Consider the following 19,123-nt stretch of genomic DNA (forward strand, 5'->3'; position numbering starts at 1 on the left):
GTGCCATCGCCAACCTCGCCTTGAACGTCTTTGAACGCGCCGGAACCCATAAGATGCATTTTCTCGACCAGGCCAAGATTTACATCCGTTCGGGCGGGGGCGGCCCCGGCGCGGTTTCGTTCCGGCGCGAGAAGTACGTCGAGTACGGCGGTCCGGACGGCGGTAACGGCGGCAAGGGCGCGGATATCGTGTTCGAGGCCGTTGCCGGGCTGAACACCCTGATCGACTTCCGCTATACCCAGCACTTCAAGGCCCCGCGCGGCGGCCACGGCATGGGCAAGAACCGCAACGGCGCGGCGGGCAAGGATCTTGTCATCAAGGTTCCGGTCGGTACGCAGATCGTCGACGATGAGGATCGCGAGACGATCCTGGCCGACCTGACCGAGGCCGGCCAGCGCGTGACCCTGATGGAAGGCGGCATGGGCGGACGCGGTAACGCCAGCTACAAGACCAGCACCAATCGCGCGCCGCGCCAGCACCAGCCCGGCATTCCGGCGCAGGAGATGTGGGTCTGGCTGCGGCTCAAGCTGCTGGCGGACGTCGGCCTGGTGGGGATGCCGAACGCGGGCAAGTCCACCTTCATCAACAAGCTGTCCAACGCCAAGGCGAAAGTCGGAGACTATGCCTTCACCACGCTGCGCCCGCAGCTTGGGGTCGTCATGCACAAGAACCGCGAGTTCGTGCTGGCCGACATCCCCGGCTTGATCGCGGGCGCGGCGGAAGGTGCGGGCATCGGGGATCGCTTCCTCGGCCACATCGAGCGTTGCCGCGTGCTCGTCCACCTCATCGACATCTCCAACACCGATCCGGTGGAGGCGATGCACATCGTCGAGGAGGAACTGGAGGCCTATGGCGGCGATCTCGACGGCAAGCCGCGCCTGGTGGCGCTCAACAAGATCGACCTCGTCGACGATGAACTGGCGGCGGCCTATGCCAAGGAACTGATCAAGGCGGGCGCGCAGGAAGTCTTCCCGATTTCGGGCGCGACCGGCAAGGGCATGTCCAAGCTGCTCGACGCGGTGATCGATTACCTCCCCGCCGCAACCGTGACCGAGCGCCCTGACGGCGAACAGGAAGAGACCGACGAAAAGCCCTGGTCGCCGATCTGATCCCGGTTCCGCAATAGTTTCCTTGCGGATCAGGAGGATGTTGGCAGGCAAGACAGTGGTCGCTAGACCATTGCGATGAAGATCGAGCAGACGCTTCTCGCCCTGGGACTTTTCCTTGCTCCGGCTGCCGCTGTCGCGCAGCCGGCAACACTACCGGTGGTCGTCGGCCGACCGATCGAGATCGGCACCAGCTACAGTCTCCATTCGTCCGTGCTGGATGACACGCGCGAACTGAACATCTGGCTGCCGATCGGCTACGACAAAGCGCAGGATCGCTACCCCGTCCTCTACCTGCTGGACGGCGGGCTCGACCAGGATTTCATCCATATCGCGGGTCTCGGCCATCTCGCTTCGCTGAGTTGGACTTACGGGCCGATGATCGTGGTCGGCGTGCAGACGAAGAACCGGCGCGCCGAACTGACGTCGCGGCCAACAGATCCGCGCTATCTTTCCGCCTTTCCCGAAAGTGGCGGCGCCGACACGTTTCGTCGGTTCCTTCGCCAGGAAGTCATTCCCTTCGTGGAAGCGCGCTTCCGAACCGGGGATCGCCGCGCGATCATGGGAGAATCGCTCGCCGGGTTGTTCGTGGTCGATACCCTGCTGCACGATCCGGGCCTGTTCGGCGACTATGTGGCGATCAGCCCCAGCCTCTGGTGGGACGATCGCCGCCCGCTTGCCGATCTCAACCAGACAGCGCGCCTGAAGGAGCTGGCGAAAGCGCGGCTCTATCTGGCGGTGGGCGACGAGGGCGGAACGATGCAGGACGGTATCGACCGACTGCGCGCCGTGCTCTCCGCCCAGCCGTCGCAGCGCCTGACCTTCCGCTACGACGATTTCAGCAAGAGCGCGTCCCACGCCACCGTCTATCACCACGCGGCGGAAGACGCGCTGCGCTGGCTCTACCCGGCGCCGCCGTACGAGGGTGAGGGCACGCCATGGTTCATGATCGAAGGCGCTCAGCCGCCGCCAAGCTCGAAATAAGGCTGCAGCACCCGCTTCGCCCGCACTATGGGAGCGGCCTATGAACAGGGATCACACCATTCCCCGAAAACCGGTCGATGGACAGGCGGCGCTTTTCATGATCGGCCTTTGCGCGATCTGGGGCATGCAGCAGACCGCGCTGAAGGCCGTGGCATCGGACATGGCGCCCGTCCTGCAAATCTGCCTGCGCTCGGGTGTCGCGGCGCTGTTGATCGCCGTGCTGGTCTTCGCGCGGGGCGAGAGCCATGGCTTGCGCGGCGGCACCTGGAAGCCGGGGATCGCCATCGGCGCACTGTTCGCGCTGGAGTACCTGTTCATGGGAGAGGGGCTGCGCTTCACCAATGCCTCTCACATGGGGATATTCCTCTACACGGCGCCGATCTTCACGGCGCTGGGGCTCCATTTCGGACTGCCGGAAGAACGCCTGAGCCCGCTGCAATGGCTCGGCATCGTCACGGCATTCGGTGGGGTGGCAGTCTCGTTCCTCGGTGGTGCGAGTTCTGGGCCGACGCGCGGCACGGCATGGATCGGCGATCTCATGGGCATCGGCGCGGGTGCGGCCTGGGGCGCCACGACGCTGACCTTGCGGTTTTCCCGCCTCTCGCAGGCGCCCAGCACGGTGACGACGCTCTACCAGCTGCTTGGCGCCTTCGTGCTGCTGGGCCTGCTCGCGCTGGGCAGCGGGCAGACCGCCGTGACGGCCACGCCGCTGCTCGGCCTGAGCATGGCGTTCCAGATCGTCTTTGTCTCGCTGATCAGCCTGCTGGTCTGGTTCGGGATGCTGCGCGTCTATCTCGCCTCGCGGCTGGGCGTGCTTTCGTTCATGACGCCGCTGTTCGGCGTGGTCTTCGGCGTCGTCCTGCTGGGCGAGCGGTTGGAAACCGCCTTCATCGGCGGCGCGATCATGGTCGTTGCCGGTATTCTCCTGGTCAGTGGACATGAGACGTTCCGCGCGCGACGGGTAAAGCGCATCGATTCGACGGAATAGTGGGCAACAGGATAGGCCGGCGCCCTGCCGTTCCCGCGACGGGACAGGGAGGGGGCGCTTTCGCAAGCGAGTCCTTTCCACGGCGCGGCCAATGTCCTAGAGGCTCTGCCTCCATGCCTGTATCGCGCCTTTCCGATCTCTCCGACAGAGCCCTTGCACCCCGCCTCGTCATCAAGGTGGGCTCGGCCCTACTGGTGGGCAAGGAAGGCGTGCGGCGCGCCTGGCTGACCGCGCTCGTTGCGGAGATTGCCGAGGCGCGGGCGCGTGGGCAGCAGGTGATCGTCGTTTCCTCGGGCGCCATCGCCTTGGGTGCGGCGACGCTGGAGCTGGAGAAGGGTGGGCGCGGTTCATTGGCCGATGCGCAGGCCGCCGCAGCGGTGGGCCAGATCGCACTTTCCGGGCTCTGGGCGGAACTGCTCGGCAGCCACGGCCTCACCGCCGCGCAGATGCTGCTGACGCTGGACGACCTCGAGGATCGCCGCCGTTATCTCAACGTCACGGCCACGCTTACACGCCTCCTCGATGCAGGCGCCGTGCCGGTGATCAACGAGAACGATTCGGTCGCCACGCAGGAAATCCGCTTCGGAGACAATGACCGCCTCGCCGCGCGCGTCGCGCAGGCCGCCCAGGCCAGCGCCGTGGTGCTGCTCTCCGATATCGACGGTCTTTACGATCGGCACCCCAGGGAGCCCGGCGCGCAGATGATCGCCGTAGTCGAAGGCGTGACCAGCGAAGTCCATGCCATGGCCAGCACCGAATCGAACTCCGGTATGGGGTCGGGTGGCATGGTGTCCAAGTTGCAGGCGGCCGAGATCGCGGAGCTGGCGGGCATCTGCCTCGTCATCGGCAACGGCCAGCACGAGCGCCCGGTGGCGCGTATCATCGGGCAGGGTATCGGCACGCTGTTCCTCCCCCGTCCCGGAAAGAACGGGGGCAGGGCAGGCGCGCGCAAGGCCTGGCTCGGCGGGCGGCTGCGGCTCAAGGGCAGCATTCATGTCGACGCCGGAGCCGCCGCCGCGCTGACGCGGGGATCGAGCCTGCTCGCAAAGGGCGTGACCGGCGTGGAAGGGCACTTCGAACGCGGCGATCCGGTCGCCATCCTCGATGCCGAGGCGCGGGTGCTGGCCCACGGGCTCTCGGAATATCGCGCCGCCGAATGCGATGCGATCCGGGGGCTCCATTCCAGCGAACAGGCCGAAGTGCTGGGTTATTCGCCCCGTTCATCCGTCGTGCATCGCGACCAGCTTGTTCTGAAGTGATGGAAATAGACCGTCCCACCATCGCGCTTACCGGCGCAACCGGCTTCGTCGGCCAATCGCTGCTCGATGAGGCCGTTGCCGCAGGCTATGACGTGCGCGCCCTCGCCCGGCGCGAGCAGGAGCCGCGCGAGAACGTCACCTGGGTACGCGGCGAACTGCGCGACACGGCATCGCTGTCCGAACTGACGCGCGGCGCCGAGGCGATCCTTCATGTCGCCGGCGTGGTCAGCGCTCCCGATGCGGCCGGATACGAGGCGGGCAACGTCACCGGCACGCTCAACCTGATCGAGACGGCCGTTGCGAAAGGCATCCGCCGCTTCGTATTCGTCTCCTCGCTTTCGGCGCGGGAGCCGCAGCTTTCCGCCTATGGCGCTTCCAAGGCCAAGGCCGAGAAGTTCCTGCGCGCCAGCCCGCTGGACTGGACCATCGTGCGCCCGCCCGCCATCTACGGCCCGCGCGACAAGGAAATGTTCGAGCTGTTCCGCGCCGCGCGCTGGGGCGTGGTGCCGGTGCCCAAGGGCGGCTCCGCCTCGATGATCCACGTCGAGGATCTCGCCCGTCTGCTGGTGGCGCTGGTGCCCGGCGGCGAGGACGTGACCGGCAAGCTGTTCGAGCCGGACGACGGCAAGCCGCTCGGCTGGGACAATGTCGAGATGGCCCGCGCTATCGGTGCCGCCGTGGGCCGCCGGGTGCGGGTGCTCTCGCTGTCGCCGGGCGCGCTGAGCAAGGCGGCGAAAGTGGACCAGTTCCTGCGCGGTGACGGTGCGAAGATGACCGCCGACCGGGCGGCCTATTTCAGCCATCCGGACTGGGTGGTCGGTGCCGAGGCTGCCGTTCCGGCTTCGATCTGGGAACCGCGCATCGACACGCGCGACGGGTTGCGGGCTACGGCCGAGTGGTATCGGGCGAACGAGTGGCTTTGACGAAGTAGGAGGAAGTCCTGGGGGTGATCCCCCAGACCCTCGGAATGTCGGCCTTGCGCGTTTCCTAGCCGTAATGCGCTCCCTGCGGCGCAGCCAATTGTCTCCCGACGCGGCCATGGGCGCAGGACGGATAGGCGGAGTGTGACCTCGACAGTAACGGGGTGCAGGGGCGATGGCCCCTGCTTCTACCCTCTTACTACTTCACCGAAACCGCAGCCTGCACGACCCCTGTGCACGGCCCGAACCCGATCGAAACCGCGCCTTCCGCCACGAAGCGTCCCGAAAGCACCAGTTCGTCGCCGTCCTCCAGGAACGTGCGCGTCTCGCCGGTCGGCAGGGTCAGTGCCTGGCGGCCGGATCGGGTGATTTCCATCAGGCTTCCCTGCGAGCCGTCTTCCGGGCCAGAAATGGTGCCGGTGCCGAGCAGGTCGCCGGGGTTCATCTCGCAGCCGTTGGAGGCATGGTGGGCGACCATCTGCGCGATCGTCCAGTACATGTTGCTGGCCGGGCCGTGGCTGAGGCGTTGGGCGGGCAGGCCCTCATCGCGCATCTTGCGGGTGCTGAGCGCCACTTCGAGGTCGAGCGAGAGCGCGCCTTCGCGCTGGTCGGCTTCGTCCCAGAGATAGGGCAGGGGCTGGGGATCGCCTTCGGGGCGCGGCGGCTGCGCGATGCGGAAGGGGGCAAGCGCCTCCATCGTCACGATCCAGGCCGAGACGGTGGTGAGGAAGTTCTTGGCAAGGAACGGCCCCAGCGGCTGATATTCCCACGCCTGCACGTCGCGCGCGGACCAGTCGTTGAGCAGGGTCACGCCGGCGACATGGTCGAGCGCCTCGCCGATGGCGATGGGCTGACCGAGTTCGTTGCCCTGCGCCATCCACACGCCGAGTTCGAGTTCGTAATCGAGCCGGGCGATCGGGCCGAACGAGGGATTTTCCGCGTCAGGCGCCTTGGTCTGGCCGTTGGGGCGGATCACCGGGGCGCCGCTGGCCCGCACGGTGGAGGCGCGGCCGTGATAGCCGATGGGGACGTGCTTGTAGTTGGGCAGCAGCGGGTTGTCGGGGCGGAACAGCTTGCCGATATTGGTCGCGTGGTGGATGCCGACGTAGAAATCGGTGTAATCGGCGATCCGTGCGGGCAAGTGGAGCAGTGCCTCGGCCATCGGCACCAGCAGCGGCTCTACCTGTGGGCGTGCGGCAGCGCCTTCAGCGAGCAGTGCGGATATCCGGCGGCGCAAGGCGCGGCGCGGACCCGCACCCAGCGCCAGGAGCGGGTTGAGGCTGTCGCCCGAACCGGCGCGCGCGGCTTCCAGTGCTTCGCCTTCCAAAAGCCCCGTCCCGGCCAGCGCCGACAGGTCGAGGATGCTGTCGCCGATCGCCACGCCGCCGCGCCGGGTTTCATGGCCCTCGCCACGGCGCGAGAACACGCCGAAGGGCAGGTTCTGGATCGGGAAGTCGCCGTGGCCGTTCGCGCTTTCCACCCACGACTGCAAGGCGCTGTCGTGGGTTTCGTCGATCGTGGCCATGGGATTCTCCTCTTCCGTATTCTGGTTGGCGTATTCTGGTTGGAGCGCATCCCTAGCCGGTCGGAATGACGGCGTCACGGCTCGTCTTCACTATCGCTCACATTGTCCCAGCCGTGGGTTTCGGTCATGAGGAAGGGCACCGGATTGCCGCGCGCATCGCGAGCGGGGCGAAAGCGGAAGCGTTCGGTGATGCGCCGGCAGGTGCCGTCGTCCACGTCCGCCCTGCCGCTGGACACGACTACCGTGCAGCCGCTGACCCGCCCGTCCACGCCGATGCGATAACGCACGGTGATATCGGCCCCGGTGCGGGACTTGCGCACGTCCGGCGGGAGGTCGGAAAAGCGGATGCGTCCAGCAGTCTGGCGGGGATAGGTAGCGACCCCGCTATTCGCACCGGCACCGTCTCCGCCTCTACCGCCACCGCCAGTTCCGGCACCCCGGCCGCCTGCTCCGCTGCCGCTCCCGGCGGATCCCGCACCTTGCGATGACTGCGATCCCGTGCCCGGGTTCGGCGCAGCGACGATCGGCGGCGTCACCGGAAGGACGATGCGTGGGGGCGGCGCGACGATGGCGGTGGCCTTTGCCCGGCGGCCTTCCGGAGCGGGACTGTCCTTCGGTGTGGAAGCCACGCTTCGGGTCGGGGTGGGTGCGGGCGGGGGCGGTTCGTCTGGCAGGGTGGTGATCGCAGTCAGCGCCGCCCGCGCCGGTATGAGCGGAAGATCGACGCCAAGCCCGAAGACCAGACCGGCAAGACCGCCGCCGACGACCGCTGCCGAGGCTGCGGCAGAACGCAGCCGGTCCCGTCGAAATGCCTGCATGACCGCTCCTTCCTGCATGGCGGTTGGAATCCATCTTCAGGGGAAACCGGCACGCCGCGTGAAAGGTCCGGCAGGGCGCGCGCGAGGCCGAAACGGCAGGCCCAGGAACGGGTTGCAGGGAAGGCCCGATGAGAATGGTGACGAAGCGTGCGGAACCTTGATCTCACAACATCGTTATTCCGCCAACGAGACAATTTCGGAGAAACGACTATGACTCTACTTCTCATTCTCCTGGTCGGTGGCGTCATCGGCTGGCTCGCTTCGATCGTCATGCGCACCGATGCGCAGCAGGGCGTATTTCTCAATGTGGTCGTCGGCGTCGTCGGCGCGTTGATCGCCGGTCTGATCGTCACCCCCCTGATCGGCGGCGCGCCGATCACCAGCGGTTCGTTCGACATCATGTCGCTGTTCGCTTCGTTCCTGGGCGCCATCGTCCTTCTGGCGATCGTGAACCTTTTCCGTCGCGGCTCGATCCGTTAAACAGGTTGTCGCGGCGCGGGTTTCCGGGTCGCCAAGGAGCATTTTCTAATCAGATGGAATCATCTGATGACTAGGAAAATGCGTTAAAACAGAAGCTTGGAGCAGATGATCCGATGCAATCGGATCATTTGTTCAAGGAGGCTGGCGCGTCCTCCAAGCGAAACGCGCCCTTTTCAACAGGGATAAGGAAGCCTGAGATGAAAGCCATGAACACTTCGCGTCTCGCCATGATTGCTGTGGTTGCCGCCGGATCGCTGGGTCTTGCGGCCTGCAACAACAAGGCGGACGACGCCACCGAGCAGCAGGCCGATGCGGTCGAGCAGTCGTCGGATGCCGCAGCCGACGCGCTGGAGAATCAGGCCGACACGATGACCGGCGCCGCTTCCGAAGCCGTGGAAGAAAAGGCCGATGCGGTCGAAGCGGCCGGCGAAGCCAAGTCGGATGCGCTGGAAAACAGGGCGGACGAGATCAAAAAGCAGAACTGACCCTTCGCAAATCCCCCTTGCAGAAAAGCAGGGCAGCGAAACAGGAAGGATGGCGGCTTCGCCATCCTTCTTTCGTTTGAAGCCTATGCTCCTTGAAAAATGCCGCCAATAGGTGCTTGAATTGTCGGGCAAGAGGGCAGACATAGCCCCGGAAAGTCCGATACGTTCGATGCGCCGCCCGTTCCTGCGGAGGCGTTGACGGCCAAGCCTTTGATAACCTGAAACAGGAAGACAGCCATGACCATTTCGCTGATGCCGCTGCCCTATGCGCAGGATGCGCTCGAACCCCACGTCTCGGCCAAGACGCTCGAAATCCACCACGGCGCTCACCACAAGGCTTACGTCGACAAGCTGAACGCGGCGATCGACGGCACCGACAATGCGGGCAAGTCGGTTGAGGAAATCACCAAGTCGGCCTCGGGCCCGCTGTTCAACAACGCGGCCCAGACCTGGAACCACGGTTTCTACTGGCACTCGCTGACCGGTGAGAAGACCGCTCCCAGCGAAGCTCTGCTCGCCGCGATCGAGAGCGACTTCGGCTCGCTGGACGCGCTGCTCGAAGCTCTCTCGAACGAGGCCGTCAACCACTTCTCCAACGGCTGGGCATGGCTGGTTGTCGAAGGCGGCAAGCTGAAGGTCATCTCCACGCATGACGCCGACAGCGCGCTGGTCAAGGGCGTGAACCCGCTGCTGACCGTCGACGTGTGGGAGCACGCCTACTACATCGACCAGATGAACAAGCGTCCGGCCTATGTGAAGGCCGTTCTGGAGAACCTGCTCAACTGGCAGTTCGCATCGGAGAACTTCGACCGCGGCACGCCCTGGACCTATCCGGGCTGAGCCGAACGGCGTCGATGAAAAAGGCCTCCGCTCTACTCGAGCGGAGGCCTTTTGCTTTTCAGGACGCTATTTCGCGATCTGTCCGCTTTACGCCGGCATCGGTTGTTTCAGCCTGGGAGGCGTTCAATCCGGGCGCCGTCCGCCAATCTCCAGCAGTTCGGGTTCGCCGTTCAGCATGCGGGCCAGGTCGGCCCTGGCGCGTGCCACGCGGCTTTTCATGGTCCCGATCGGGCAGCCGGCGATTTCCGCCGCTTCCTCGTAGCTGAAGCCGGAGGCGCCGACGAGCAGCACGGCCTCGCGCCGCTCCGCCGCCAGTTTCTGCAAGGCCGCCTCCATGTCGCCCAGATGCAGGGGGCCTTCCTGGTCCGCCTCCATCACCAGCATGCGTTCCACCGCGCCCTCGTCGAGGTCGGTCTGCCGCTTGCTCTTGCGCAGTTCGGACAAGTAATGGTTGCGCAGGATCGCGAAGGTCCAGGCGCGCATGTTGGTACCGGCGGTATAGCGATCCCGTGCGGTCCAGGCCTTGATCGCCGCTTCCTGCACAAGGTCGTCGGCGAAATCCGGCCTTCCGGACAGACCTCTGGCGAAAGCGCGCAAGTGCGGCAGTACCGTCAGAAGTTCCTTGCGGAATTCCTCGTCCCCAGAGCGTGGAATTCTGGGATCGGGGCGCTGGGGATCAGAACCGGAGGGAGAAGCCTTGGCGCCGTCAGGCATCGTCCGCCCCGTCCAGCTTCTTGAGGAGATCCTTGAAGCTGTCCGGAAGCGGTTCGTCCACCACGGAGTTGTAAAGCTTCCTCAACCCTCCGGCCCAGCCGGGTTCGCCGTCCCTGCGGGTTTCCGGCGGCAGGCCCGGCGTCACCGATTCGCCCCCTTGCGGGGCGCTTCGGTGTTCAGCGCCTTTTCCTTCGGATTGATTCAACTTTGACTCCATCGCAACCTGGACACTTGCTTGCTGGCCGGGAGCGGGTCAAGAGTCATGCTGCAACCGCGTTGCGGTGCCGTCGATGGCAGGCTTGTCCGCTGTCCTATCGCCGGCAAGGCAACCGAACGTCGTTTTCGTTGGAACAATCGAGGTCGGTCTTGGTTCCCTTTGCTACAAAGTCTTGTCCTGGCCTCGCTTGCGAATGTTCCGGAGCATGGCGATGCTCTTGAAGAACGATGCGGCCCGGCTCAAATGGCGTGGATTTCCAGTGATTGACCAAGCCTTGCTCGACAGGGTGCAGAAGCAGGCGTGGTTCCACAGGTATCCGCGCGGCTGGCCCTTTCTTCTGTTCATCATCGCGTCGATCACTACGGCCGTCTCGGTCATGGCGATCGAGCGTGCCGACCGGCAGACCCGTCGGGTCGAGTTGGACCGCAATCTCACCGAGATCGCTTCCGCATTGCAGCGCCGCGCCACCGAGAACATCGCCCTGCTAAGGGCCGGGGCGGCCCTGTTCGCCACGCAGGAAACCGTCAGCGCGGCCCAGTTCCGCTCTTTTGCCGAGGATCTCCAGGGCAAGGGAGATCTTTACGGCTCGCTGGGAATGGGCTGGGCGCCGCTGGTGCCGGTGAACCGGCTCTCCGACCTGGAACAGTCGGTGCAGCGCACGGAACGCCCCGATTTCCTGGTCTATCCGCGGCCCGACCTTTCCCGCCGCAACGCCGCGCCGATCGTCTACCTCGAACCGGACGACGGCACCAATCGCGCGGCGATCGGCTACGACATGTTGTCCGAAGACATCCGCCGCACCGCGATGGAGCGGGCGATGAAGCTGGGCAAGCCGGTCGCATCGGGCAAAGTCCATCTGGTGCAGGACGTCAGCAGCAAGCAGCAGACTCCGGGCTTCCTGATCTACATGCCGGTGATCGCGCCGCGTTCCGGTGGACAGGTGAAAGGCTTCGTGTTCAGCCCGTTCCGCGCCGAGACTTTTCTGGAATCGGCCAGCGAGCTTTATCGCAACAACAATATCGACGTTGCCGTCTATGACGCGGCGGTGGAGCCGGAGAAGCTCCTGGCCGAGCGTCATGCGGAAGGCTCCGCCGGGCCGCAGATGGAGCGCCGGATCGATCTGGGCAGCCATACCTGGGTGGTCGTGATCAGCGACCGCAAGAGCGGCGTGCTGTCCACCGCATCGCGGATCACGCTGTTTTTCGGGGCGCTGGCCTCTCTGATGGTCATGGCGATCGGTCGATTGATCACACGCCGTGCCGCGGAGGACCGCATGGTGCTGGAGTGGCTCCAGAGCCAGGCCGCGATCCGCAACTCGCTGACCCGCGAACTGAACCATCGCGTCAAGAATACGCTGGCCAACGTGCTCTCGATTGCGGCCCTGACTCGCCGCCGCGCCACTGACATCGACGATTTCACCGAAAGCCTCACCGCCCGCATCCGCGCGCTCTCCGCCACGCACGATCTGCTGTCGCAGTCGGACTGGACCCATGCCGCCCTGGGCGACGTGGTGCGTTCGGAACTGGCGCCTTACATGGAAGGCAACGAGAGCCACGTCGAACTGTCGGGACCGGAGATATTGCTGGCTCCCAACGATGCGATGTCGCTGGGGCTGGCGATCCACGAACTGGCCACAAATGCCGCCAAGTACGGCGCGCTCAGCAGCAGTGGCGGGCGTATCCATGTCCACTGGATGCTGGAAACGCCGGAACTGGCCGCGCTGGACTGGCGCGAGGAAGGCGGCCCACCGGTTCGCGAGCCGGCCAAGCGCGGCTTCGGTCGCGATCTGATCGAGAAGATCGTTGCGCACGAACTCAAGTCCGAAGTCGATCTCCGGTTCAAGCCGGAAGGCGTGGAATGTCGCCTCAAGGTGCCGGTGCGGGCAAGCCGCGAATTCGCGCTGAGGAACGAACGCAAGTAGCTTTCGCAGTCCCCGGCTTCCACTTCACTCCGCATACCAAAAAACCCCGCCGGAAGCACCGGCGGGGTTTTTATAGCTTCGGCTTCGATCGGAGCGCTTAACCGAGCGGCTTGCTCGATCCGAAAAACAGCGCCTGGCTGATGGCGGCGCGCACCGTGGCTTCCTGGAAAGGCTTGGTCACCAGATAGGTCGGCTCGGGCCGTTCACCGGTGAGCAGGCGTTCGGGATAGGCGGTGATGAAGATCACCGGCACGTCGCCGAACTTCAGCAGGTCTTCCACGGCCTCGATACCCGAACTGCCGTCGGCCAGCTGGATATCCGCCAGCACCAGCCCGGCCGGCGAACGCTCGAAGATGTCGAGGGCCTGGGCGTGGGTGGCGGCAGTGCCGACGACCCGATGGCCGAGATCGCTGACGAGTCCTTCCAGCTGCATCGAGATCAACGGCTCGTCCTCGATGATGAGAACGTCGGTCGTGCTTTCGCTTTCGATCTCGGTGATCGCCTGGGCGACGAGGGCGTCGACCTCTTCCGGCGATACCGCCAGGATGCGGGCGGTATCTTCCCGCGAGAATTCCTCGACGGTTGTCAGCAGCAGGGCCTGGCGATGGGTGGGCGCGATCGTGGCAAGGCGGGTCTGCGCCGCCTGCTCATGTTGGCCGCCTTCGCTATCCAGGCCCGGTTCCTCGACATGGCCGGTGGCCCAGATGCGGGTGAAGGCGCCATAAAGCGCGGCGCGGCTGCGGGCGATATCCTCGCGCAGCACCTTGTCGGCCAGCGCGGCTTCCAGGGTGGCGCGGACATATGTATCGCCCGAATGCTGCGATCCGGTCAGCGCGCGCGCGTAGCGGCGCAGATAGGGTAGCTGGATGGCGATCTGGTCAGAGACGGACATCGAAATTCCTCGGCTCTTGGGAAGTCTTCTTCCCGTGTTTTCGTCGCATCGGTGGCCCGCTTCCCCTCCCGAACTGACATCGATTTCTGCCGTTGCAACGGGGGCAGGGCAACCTCAAAATTTTTCTCACAAAGCCTGGGCGGACGGGAACCAATAGGACGATCGCTCGTTTGATCGATGTCACCACTGGCTCCCCCACCCCCCGCAAACCGGTGGTGACCCGATCCCGGAGGCCTCCGTTCACATCAGTGGACGGAGGCCTCAAAGTTTACGGCGCCGGGATGTTCCCAGGATGAACAAATAAATGCGGTAGGTTTCACCGCAAATCGCGCCTCAGCCTCGTTTCATCCCGTAACAGGCGCCGAAAACGGCATGGAACCGTTCCCCGTTTGGTCGCTTCAGGAACTTTGTGTGCATTAGTCGCGTTTGCCAATTCGACCGGTCACGAAATGTGGCCAGCCAAGGAGGGAACGCAATGTCCGCAGCAACCGAAACCAGCGCCGGCGCCGAAAGCGCAGAAGTCGCAACCGTAGCCGCTCCCGTGGCGGCCCTCAGCGACCGTGATTTCAAGCGCGCGCTGGCCGAAGTGGCGCCGCACCTTCGCGCGTTCGCCCGCGGCCTTTGCGGCTGCCGCGACCGCGCTGACGATCTCGCTCAGGAAGCCATGCTCCGGGCATGGGCGGCGCGCGAACGCTATGCGGCCGGCACCAACTTCAAGGCCTGGACCTTCACGATCCTGCGCAATCACTTCTATAGCGAGGCCCGCCGCGCCCGCTTCCATGGCGAGTACGACGAACTGGCAGCCGAGCGCATCCTGCGCGCCGAAGCAAGCCAGGAAAGCGCCATCGAACTGGCCGACGTCCTGCGCGCCCTGACGGCCATTCCGGAAACCTATCGCGAAGCGCTGATCCTGGTGGCTGCCGGCAATCTTTCCTACGAGGAAATCGCGCGTATCTGCGGCATTGCTCTCGGCACCGTGAAGAGCCGCATCTGCCGTGCCCGCGCCATGCTCTCGAAGGTCATCGAATCCGGCCAGCTTCCGGACTTCCGCCACAACTTCGTGCTTCAGGGCGATGCGATCGACGCCTTCTTCGCAGAACTGGTCAAGATCGCCAATGCGGACGAACAGGATGCTATCGCGGCCTGAGATTACGGCTCTAAAGCCGCTTCCGGTCTTGTTTCCAGGGATGTCCGTGTCTTGGACCCGATGATGGCGCGCAGCGCAAAGATCCTCATCGTCGAGGATGAATTTCTGGTAGCTCTGCAACTTGAAGATATCCTGGCCGACGGCGGCCATGCCGTTCTGGGCACTTTTCCCGATGCCGCCTCGGTGGCGGCATGGGGAGAGGCGCCCGATGTCGCGCTTGTCGACCTGAACCTGCGAGACGGACTGACCGGTCCGTCCGTGGCGCGCGACCTCGCGGCGCGTTTCGGGTCGCGCGTCATCTACGTCACGGCCAATCCCGGACAGATCGATACGCCGGCACCCACCGCCGTGGGCATCGTCCAGAAGCCTTTCTCGCGCCAGGCGATCCTTTCCGCGATCGCCTATGCCCTTGCCGATTGTCCGGAAAACAGTCGGCCGCTTGAATTGTCGCCCCTGGAGCGGGCCTGAAGCTTCGGTCTGACGGGCTGGCACGGGGGGAGATGCCATGTGCGGCGACACGGCACCGTTCCGGCGCCTTCGGCCTTGCAAGGAGCCGAGGAATGCCTCGTCCTCCCTTCACGCTTTCGTTTCCTCAGAACCTGATGAGTGGAAACAGCGCGACTTACTCGCTGCTTTGAGCGGCGATGTTCCGTGCCTTCAAACCTTGAAAGAGAGAAGGGGCGCGAAGGGGCTGGCCTTCGCGCCCCCCGGGAGCACGGTTCAGACGGTCGACGAGGGATTCAGACCGCGCCTACTTCGTGCTCGCCAGCCTTTGACGGATCGATGGTGCCGCCGGTTGCCAGCTTGAACAGCCCGGTGATGCCCACGTCGGATGTCCAGACTTCGGCATCGTCGATCTCGAAACGCAGCATGACGATCGACGGATCGTCCTTGCCCTTGGGGAACCAGGCCTCGACGGCGTTGCTCCAGTGATGCTCGCGCACGGTCCGATCGGTTTCCTCGATGAGGGTACCGGCCAGGCAAGCGAAAACGTCGTGGCCCTTGGTGATGACCTGGCCCATTGCCCGTCCGCCCGCGCCGATGCGATTGTCCCGCTTGCAGAAGAACCAGATGGCGTGATGCGCTTCCTTGTCGAGCAGCGCGGTCATCGGTTCGGCATGGCCATGCGCGGCATCGAGCTTCATCATGATGAACGGGCTGGCGGCGAAAGCTTTCCAGAACCGCTCGCGGACTTGGCTTTCCATGGCAGGTCTCCTCCTGGTTGTTAACGAAGCAACGCCTTCGAACCCTCGGATGTTCCCGGAGAGAATCCAGGGAGAATCCAAGGGGCAGGGCGTCTCACTCGCGTTCGTCGCCGGGCTTCTGCTCTGCGGCCAGGGACAGTTCCGCCGGCTTGCGGCGCTCGAAGGTCTTGGCCATCTTCCGCTCCGCTTCGCTGGAGAGCGTATCGGCGGCGGAGGGGAACATATCTTCCTCCTCTTCGTCGATATGGTGCAGATAGCGATGGCGCATGTCCTTGAACTTGGTCAGCCAGGCGCCCGAAGCCATGTCGATGTCCAGGAGTTCGCCCAGGAAATCGTCGATCTCCTTGTGCTCGGAAACCGAATGGCGGGCCTCGTCCCGCAGTTCCGGACAGGCCAGCATGGTGGCGTAGAGCGATTCCTCCTCCGCCGCCGCATGGGCCTGGAGTTCGCGGCGCAAGGCTTCGAACAGCTCGCGCCGCTCGGGGCTGTCGCCCTGTGTTTCGCCCAACTGTGCCAGCATGTCGCGATGGCGGTCGTGATCCGCCTTGAGATCCTTGAAGATTTGTGCGTCGGCCATGGTCTTTGCTCCTTCCTGGGGCATGTTCTGTACAGGAAGGAACGGGCGCCGGAGACCAGGGTTCCGGCGCACCTTTCTATCAGCGCCTTGTGGATCAGCGGCGATGCAGCCGACCGATCGCGGCACGCACCTCGCGCTCGCCGTAGGGCTTGGTGACGACCGGCATCGCCTTGAACGGACCCGTGGTGAGCGAGCGTTCGCCATAGCCGCTGGCGAAGATGAACGGCACGCCGCGTTCGAGCAGCACCTGCGCCACCGGCTCGCTGGTGTCCTTGCCCAGGTTGATGTCCAGCATGGCGAAGGAAACCTGTCCGCCCTCGACGATCTCCAGCGCCGTCCGCACCGAGCCGGCGATGCGGCAATCGTTGAAGCCCAGCCCGCGCAGCACGTCTTCGGCCTCCATCGCGATGATCACGTTGTCCTCGACGATCAGGGCGATGCCATCCTGCAAGGCACCGGCGAGATCGGCCGCCGAGGGCACTTCGACCGGGGGCTTGGGTTCGGACGCGGTGGGCGTTTCGAAGCTGGCGATATGGTCCGCAGGCAGCAGGAACAGTGCCTTCATGCCTTCGGGCGGGTAGATCACCGAGGCCGAGCCGCCAAGTTCGTGCGGGATCGTGCGCTCGATGATGGTGGAGCCGAAGCCGCGCCGGGTGGGCGTCTTCACCGGCGGGCCGTCGGCCTCGCGCCAGTCGATCTCCAGCGAGCCGTCATCGCCGCGATCGAGCGTGATCGTCACCGTGCCGCGCGAATCCGCCAGGGCGCCGTATTTGCAGGAGTTCGTCATCAGTTCGTGGAACACCAGCGCCAGCGTGGTGAAAGCGCTGGGCGCGACGAGCGCGTCGGGGCCGTCGATCACCACGCGGTCGGCGCTGTGGCTGGCATAGGCGGCGGCCTCGGTGCGGATCAGGTCGTAAAGCGAGGAAGGCGTCCAGTCCTTCTGCGTTACCTGGTCGTGCGCGCGGGCGAGGGCATGGATGCGGCTGCCGACGATCTCGGCGAAATCGTCGATCGTGCTCGCGCTTTCCTTGCTCTGGGTGACGAGGCCCCGGATCAGGTTCAGGATATTGCGCACGCGGTGGTTCAGTTCCGCGATCAGTATGTCCTGCTGGCGGGTGGCCTGTTCGCGCTCCTCATGCGCGGCATCGGCCAGGCGCAGCACCACTTCCAGCAGGGTGACGCGCAGCGCGTCGGCGGCCAGCCGTTCCTCCTCGGTCCAGGGGCGCGAATGGCCGCGTCGCTCTTCCTTCCACAATTCGAAGCTCTTGCGCGGCGTCAGGCGGGCGCCGTTGGGGCCCAGCTCGATCGCCTTTTCCGGATTGCCCGCCCATTTGACCTCCCGCAGCTGCTCGCGCCGGAACAGCACGATGTAGTCGCGGGGGCTGCGGCTTACGGGCAGGGCGAGCAGCCCAGTCGCCCGGTCTCCCCAGGCTTGGGCGGGGGCGAATACGGCGCCGATCGCATCGGTGGACCATACCGTGCTGGCACCTGCGGTGTTGAGGAAGCGGGCCAGTTCCGAGAACTCCGCCTCGCCGGGGGTGGCTCCGTGGCTGACGAAGCGCCCGTCTACCCAGCCGATGATGCCGTCGAAGGGAATGACCCGGCGGATCGATTCGGAGAAGTCCTCGAACCCTTCCAGCATCGATCCTCCCGCCGCGACGCGCGCCATCATCTCGTCGTGAAGGCGCATGGAGGCGGAACGCTGCTCCAGAGCGAAGTCGGTTTCCTTCTGCTCCAGCAGATAGGCGAAGAACTCTCCGAACAACTCGCTGGCCGTGCGGACGGAATAGGACAGCGTCAGCGGCGCGTAATGATGGCAAGCCATCAGGCCCCAGAGCTTGCCTCGCCGCATGATCGATACCGACATTGAGGCCTTGACCCCCATGTTGCGCAAGTACTCGACGTGGATCGGGGAAACGGCGCGCAGGCCGGACATCGACAGGTCGAGCGGATCGCCGTTCGGATCGGTGGCAGGGTGGATAGCCACGGTGGGATCGTTCACGTCGCTGATGATGCGCAGCATGTTGCGGGTGTAGAGCCGCCGCGCCTGCGCCGGGATGTCCGAGGCGGGGAAGTGCAGCCCCTTGAAGCTGTCGACCATGCCGTTGAGGCTCTCGGCCACGACTTCGCCGGCGCCGTCGCCCTCGAACCGGTAGATCATCACGCGGTCGAAGCCGGTCAGCCCGCGCAAGTGGCGGGCGGCGCTGGCGCAAAGCTGCTCGATCGAGGTCGACTGGCGCAGCCGGTCGATCATCGGCCGCACGTAGCTCACGAAGTCGCGGCGGCGGCCGCCTTCGTGAGGCTCGATTTCCAGGACATAGGAACGACCGGAAATGTGGACCGCCATGTCGAACAGGCGCCCGTCGCCCAACAGGTCCACTTCGAACAGCCGCTCTACGGCACCGGCACCGCTCAGCACCTGAAGCCGCGTGCGCACGTCGTGCATGGCGTCGGGGGAAAGAAACTGCGTGGCCGGCAGGCCCACCATGTCGCGCGCCGGGGCACCGAACAGCGCCTCGCAATTCAGCGAGACATGGTTGATGATCCAGTCGCTGGAGAACGACAGCAGCCAGCCGAAGCTCTGGATCCGGCCGATGATGTGGATCGGTTCGAGATCGCAGGTGGAAAGGTCTACCTGATGCGGCGTGTCCGTCACGGGCGTTGATTTCCCGTATCGCCAGCCTGCTTGCCGGACTGCCCATCCGGCTCTTCTCCGGCGAAGGAAACCCGCAGCGCCGGGAACAGGTCGATATCGAAAGCGGTTGGATCCTTGGTCTGCATAGTCGGTAGGCCTAGAAAATAATGCGTACAAGTGCTTGGTGAACAAGGAAAATGGCACACGGCGCTGCGCACGAGCCCCCCGCTCAGGGCACAGAACACGGCCGTAGAGGAAATGTTCCTCAAGAACACTAGCAATCAGGCAGGGGCACGTCTGTTCATTTCTGTACAGAGCCGAAGGGAACCGCGAGCGGCCTTCCCGCATTGTCTGCCTTGCGGCGCGACCTGGCCGCAAAACGGCAATGGATATATCAGGGAGCCGGCTAA

At 65.0% G+C, this 19,123-nt stretch carries 20 protein-coding genes; 11 read left to right on the plus strand and 9 right to left on the minus strand.

Annotation, left to right across the window (positions count from 1 at the left end; genetic code table 11):
• Positions 1-53: 53 nt before the first annotated feature.
• From obgE to RT424_RS13665, 5 genes are all read left to right on the plus strand, one after another.
• Positions 54-1,109, plus strand: a complete 1,056-nt coding sequence (gene obgE, locus RT424_RS13645) for a GTPase ObgE (protein WP_313439201.1) — start codon at positions 54-56, stop codon at positions 1,107-1,109.
• A gap of 75 nt (positions 1,110-1,184) precedes the next feature.
• Positions 1,185-2,090, plus strand: a complete 906-nt coding sequence (locus RT424_RS13650) for an alpha/beta hydrolase-fold protein (RefSeq protein ID WP_313439100.1) — start codon at positions 1,185-1,187, stop codon at positions 2,088-2,090.
• Positions 2,091-2,130: 40 nt separating this feature from the next.
• Positions 2,131-3,078: a DMT family transporter gene (locus tag RT424_RS13655; protein ID WP_313439102.1), complete on the plus strand. Its 948-nt coding sequence runs from the start codon at positions 2,131-2,133 to the stop codon at positions 3,076-3,078.
• Positions 3,079-3,191: 113 nt separating this feature from the next.
• Positions 3,192-4,337 (plus strand): glutamate 5-kinase, encoded by a 1,146-nt coding sequence (proB, locus tag RT424_RS13660; protein ID WP_313439104.1) that lies wholly within the window; start codon positions 3,192-3,194, stop codon positions 4,335-4,337.
• Positions 4,337-5,260: an NAD(P)H-binding protein gene (locus RT424_RS13665; protein ID WP_313439107.1), complete on the plus strand. Its 924-nt coding sequence runs from the start codon at positions 4,337-4,339 to the stop codon at positions 5,258-5,260. Before proB ends, RT424_RS13665 begins: the two co-directional genes overlap by 1 nt.
• A gap of 196 nt (positions 5,261-5,456) precedes the next feature.
• Here the strand turns inward: RT424_RS13665 and fahA are convergent, their stop codons facing one another.
• Entirely contained in the window at positions 5,457-6,782 is a 1,326-nt protein-coding gene (gene fahA, locus RT424_RS13670) for a fumarylacetoacetase (RefSeq protein ID WP_313439110.1), read from the minus strand.
• A 74-nt stretch (positions 6,783-6,856) separates the two neighbouring features.
• Positions 6,857-7,600 carry an energy transducer TonB gene (locus RT424_RS13675; RefSeq protein ID WP_313439113.1) on the minus strand — a complete coding sequence of 248 codons (744 nt, stop codon included), beginning with the start codon at positions 7,598-7,600 and terminating at the stop codon, positions 6,857-6,859.
• Positions 7,601-7,810: 210 nt separating this feature from the next.
• On the opposite strand from RT424_RS13675, the gene RT424_RS13680 reads away from it, so the two are divergent.
• The 3 genes from RT424_RS13680 to RT424_RS13690 all read left to right on the plus strand — a co-directional run bounded on the left by RT424_RS13680 (position 7,811) and on the right by RT424_RS13690 (position 9,405).
• Positions 7,811-8,080, plus strand: a complete 270-nt coding sequence (locus tag RT424_RS13680; protein WP_313439116.1) for a GlsB/YeaQ/YmgE family stress response membrane protein — start codon at positions 7,811-7,813, stop codon at positions 8,078-8,080.
• 206 nt (positions 8,081-8,286) lie between these two features.
• A complete protein-coding gene (locus RT424_RS13685) occupies positions 8,287-8,565 on the plus strand; it encodes a hypothetical protein (protein WP_313439119.1) in 279 nt (92 codons plus the stop codon).
• A 237-nt stretch (positions 8,566-8,802) separates the two neighbouring features.
• Positions 8,803-9,405 (plus strand): superoxide dismutase, encoded by a 603-nt coding sequence (locus tag RT424_RS13690; protein WP_313439122.1) that lies wholly within the window; start codon positions 8,803-8,805, stop codon positions 9,403-9,405.
• A 123-nt stretch (positions 9,406-9,528) separates the two neighbouring features.
• On the opposite strand, the gene RT424_RS13695 is transcribed toward RT424_RS13690, so the two are convergent.
• Both RT424_RS13695 and RT424_RS13700 read right to left on the minus strand, forming a co-directional pair.
• Positions 9,529-10,119, minus strand: a complete 591-nt coding sequence (locus RT424_RS13695; RefSeq protein ID WP_313439125.1) for a sigma-70 family RNA polymerase sigma factor — start codon at positions 10,117-10,119, stop codon at positions 9,529-9,531.
• Positions 10,112-10,324, minus strand: a complete 213-nt coding sequence (locus RT424_RS13700; protein WP_313439128.1) for a NepR family anti-sigma factor — start codon at positions 10,322-10,324, stop codon at positions 10,112-10,114. Before RT424_RS13700 ends, RT424_RS13695 begins: the two co-directional genes overlap by 8 nt.
• 217 nt (positions 10,325-10,541) lie before the next feature.
• Between RT424_RS13700 and RT424_RS13705 the strand changes: the two genes are divergently transcribed.
• Positions 10,542-12,257: a CHASE domain-containing protein gene (locus RT424_RS13705; RefSeq protein ID WP_313439131.1), complete on the plus strand. Its 1,716-nt coding sequence runs from the start codon at positions 10,542-10,544 to the stop codon at positions 12,255-12,257.
• A gap of 97 nt (positions 12,258-12,354) precedes the next feature.
• On the opposite strand, the gene RT424_RS13710 is transcribed toward RT424_RS13705, so the two are convergent.
• Positions 12,355-13,149 carry a response regulator gene (locus RT424_RS13710; RefSeq protein ID WP_313439133.1) on the minus strand — a complete coding sequence of 265 codons (795 nt, stop codon included), beginning with the start codon at positions 13,147-13,149 and terminating at the stop codon, positions 12,355-12,357.
• A gap of 475 nt (positions 13,150-13,624) precedes the next feature.
• Here RT424_RS13710 and RT424_RS13715 point away from each other — a divergent pair, with 475 nt between their 5' ends.
• Positions 13,625-14,296 carry a sigma-70 family RNA polymerase sigma factor gene (locus RT424_RS13715; RefSeq protein WP_313439136.1) on the plus strand — a complete coding sequence of 224 codons (672 nt, stop codon included), beginning with the start codon at positions 13,625-13,627 and terminating at the stop codon, positions 14,294-14,296.
• Positions 14,297-14,359: 63 nt separating this feature from the next.
• Entirely contained in the window at positions 14,360-14,764 is a 405-nt protein-coding gene (locus RT424_RS13720; RefSeq protein ID WP_409521495.1) for a response regulator, read from the plus strand.
• Positions 14,765-15,036: 272 nt separating this feature from the next.
• On the opposite strand, the gene RT424_RS13725 is transcribed toward RT424_RS13720, so the two are convergent.
• The 4 genes from RT424_RS13725 to RT424_RS13740 form a co-directional block, all read right to left on the minus strand.
• A complete protein-coding gene (locus RT424_RS13725; RefSeq protein WP_313439139.1) occupies positions 15,037-15,501 on the minus strand; it encodes a pyridoxamine 5'-phosphate oxidase family protein in 465 nt (154 codons plus the stop codon).
• Between the two features lie 94 nt (positions 15,502-15,595).
• Positions 15,596-16,078: a hemerythrin domain-containing protein gene (locus RT424_RS13730; protein ID WP_313439141.1), complete on the minus strand. Its 483-nt coding sequence runs from the start codon at positions 16,076-16,078 to the stop codon at positions 15,596-15,598.
• 94 nt (positions 16,079-16,172) lie between these two features.
• Positions 16,173-18,734 (minus strand): HWE histidine kinase domain-containing protein, encoded by a 2,562-nt coding sequence (locus RT424_RS13735; RefSeq protein WP_313439144.1) that lies wholly within the window; start codon positions 18,732-18,734, stop codon positions 16,173-16,175.
• On the minus strand, positions 18,731-18,859 hold the full coding sequence (locus tag RT424_RS13740; RefSeq protein ID WP_313439147.1) for a hypothetical protein: 129 nt from the start codon (positions 18,857-18,859) through the stop codon (positions 18,731-18,733). The genes RT424_RS13735 and RT424_RS13740 overlap by 4 nt, the downstream gene beginning before the upstream one ends.
• Between the last annotated feature and the right edge of the window lie 264 nt (positions 18,860-19,123).

This window comes from Novosphingobium sp. (genome assembly GCF_032093395.1).
Lineage (GTDB): Bacteria > Pseudomonadota > Alphaproteobacteria > Sphingomonadales > Sphingomonadaceae > Novosphingobium.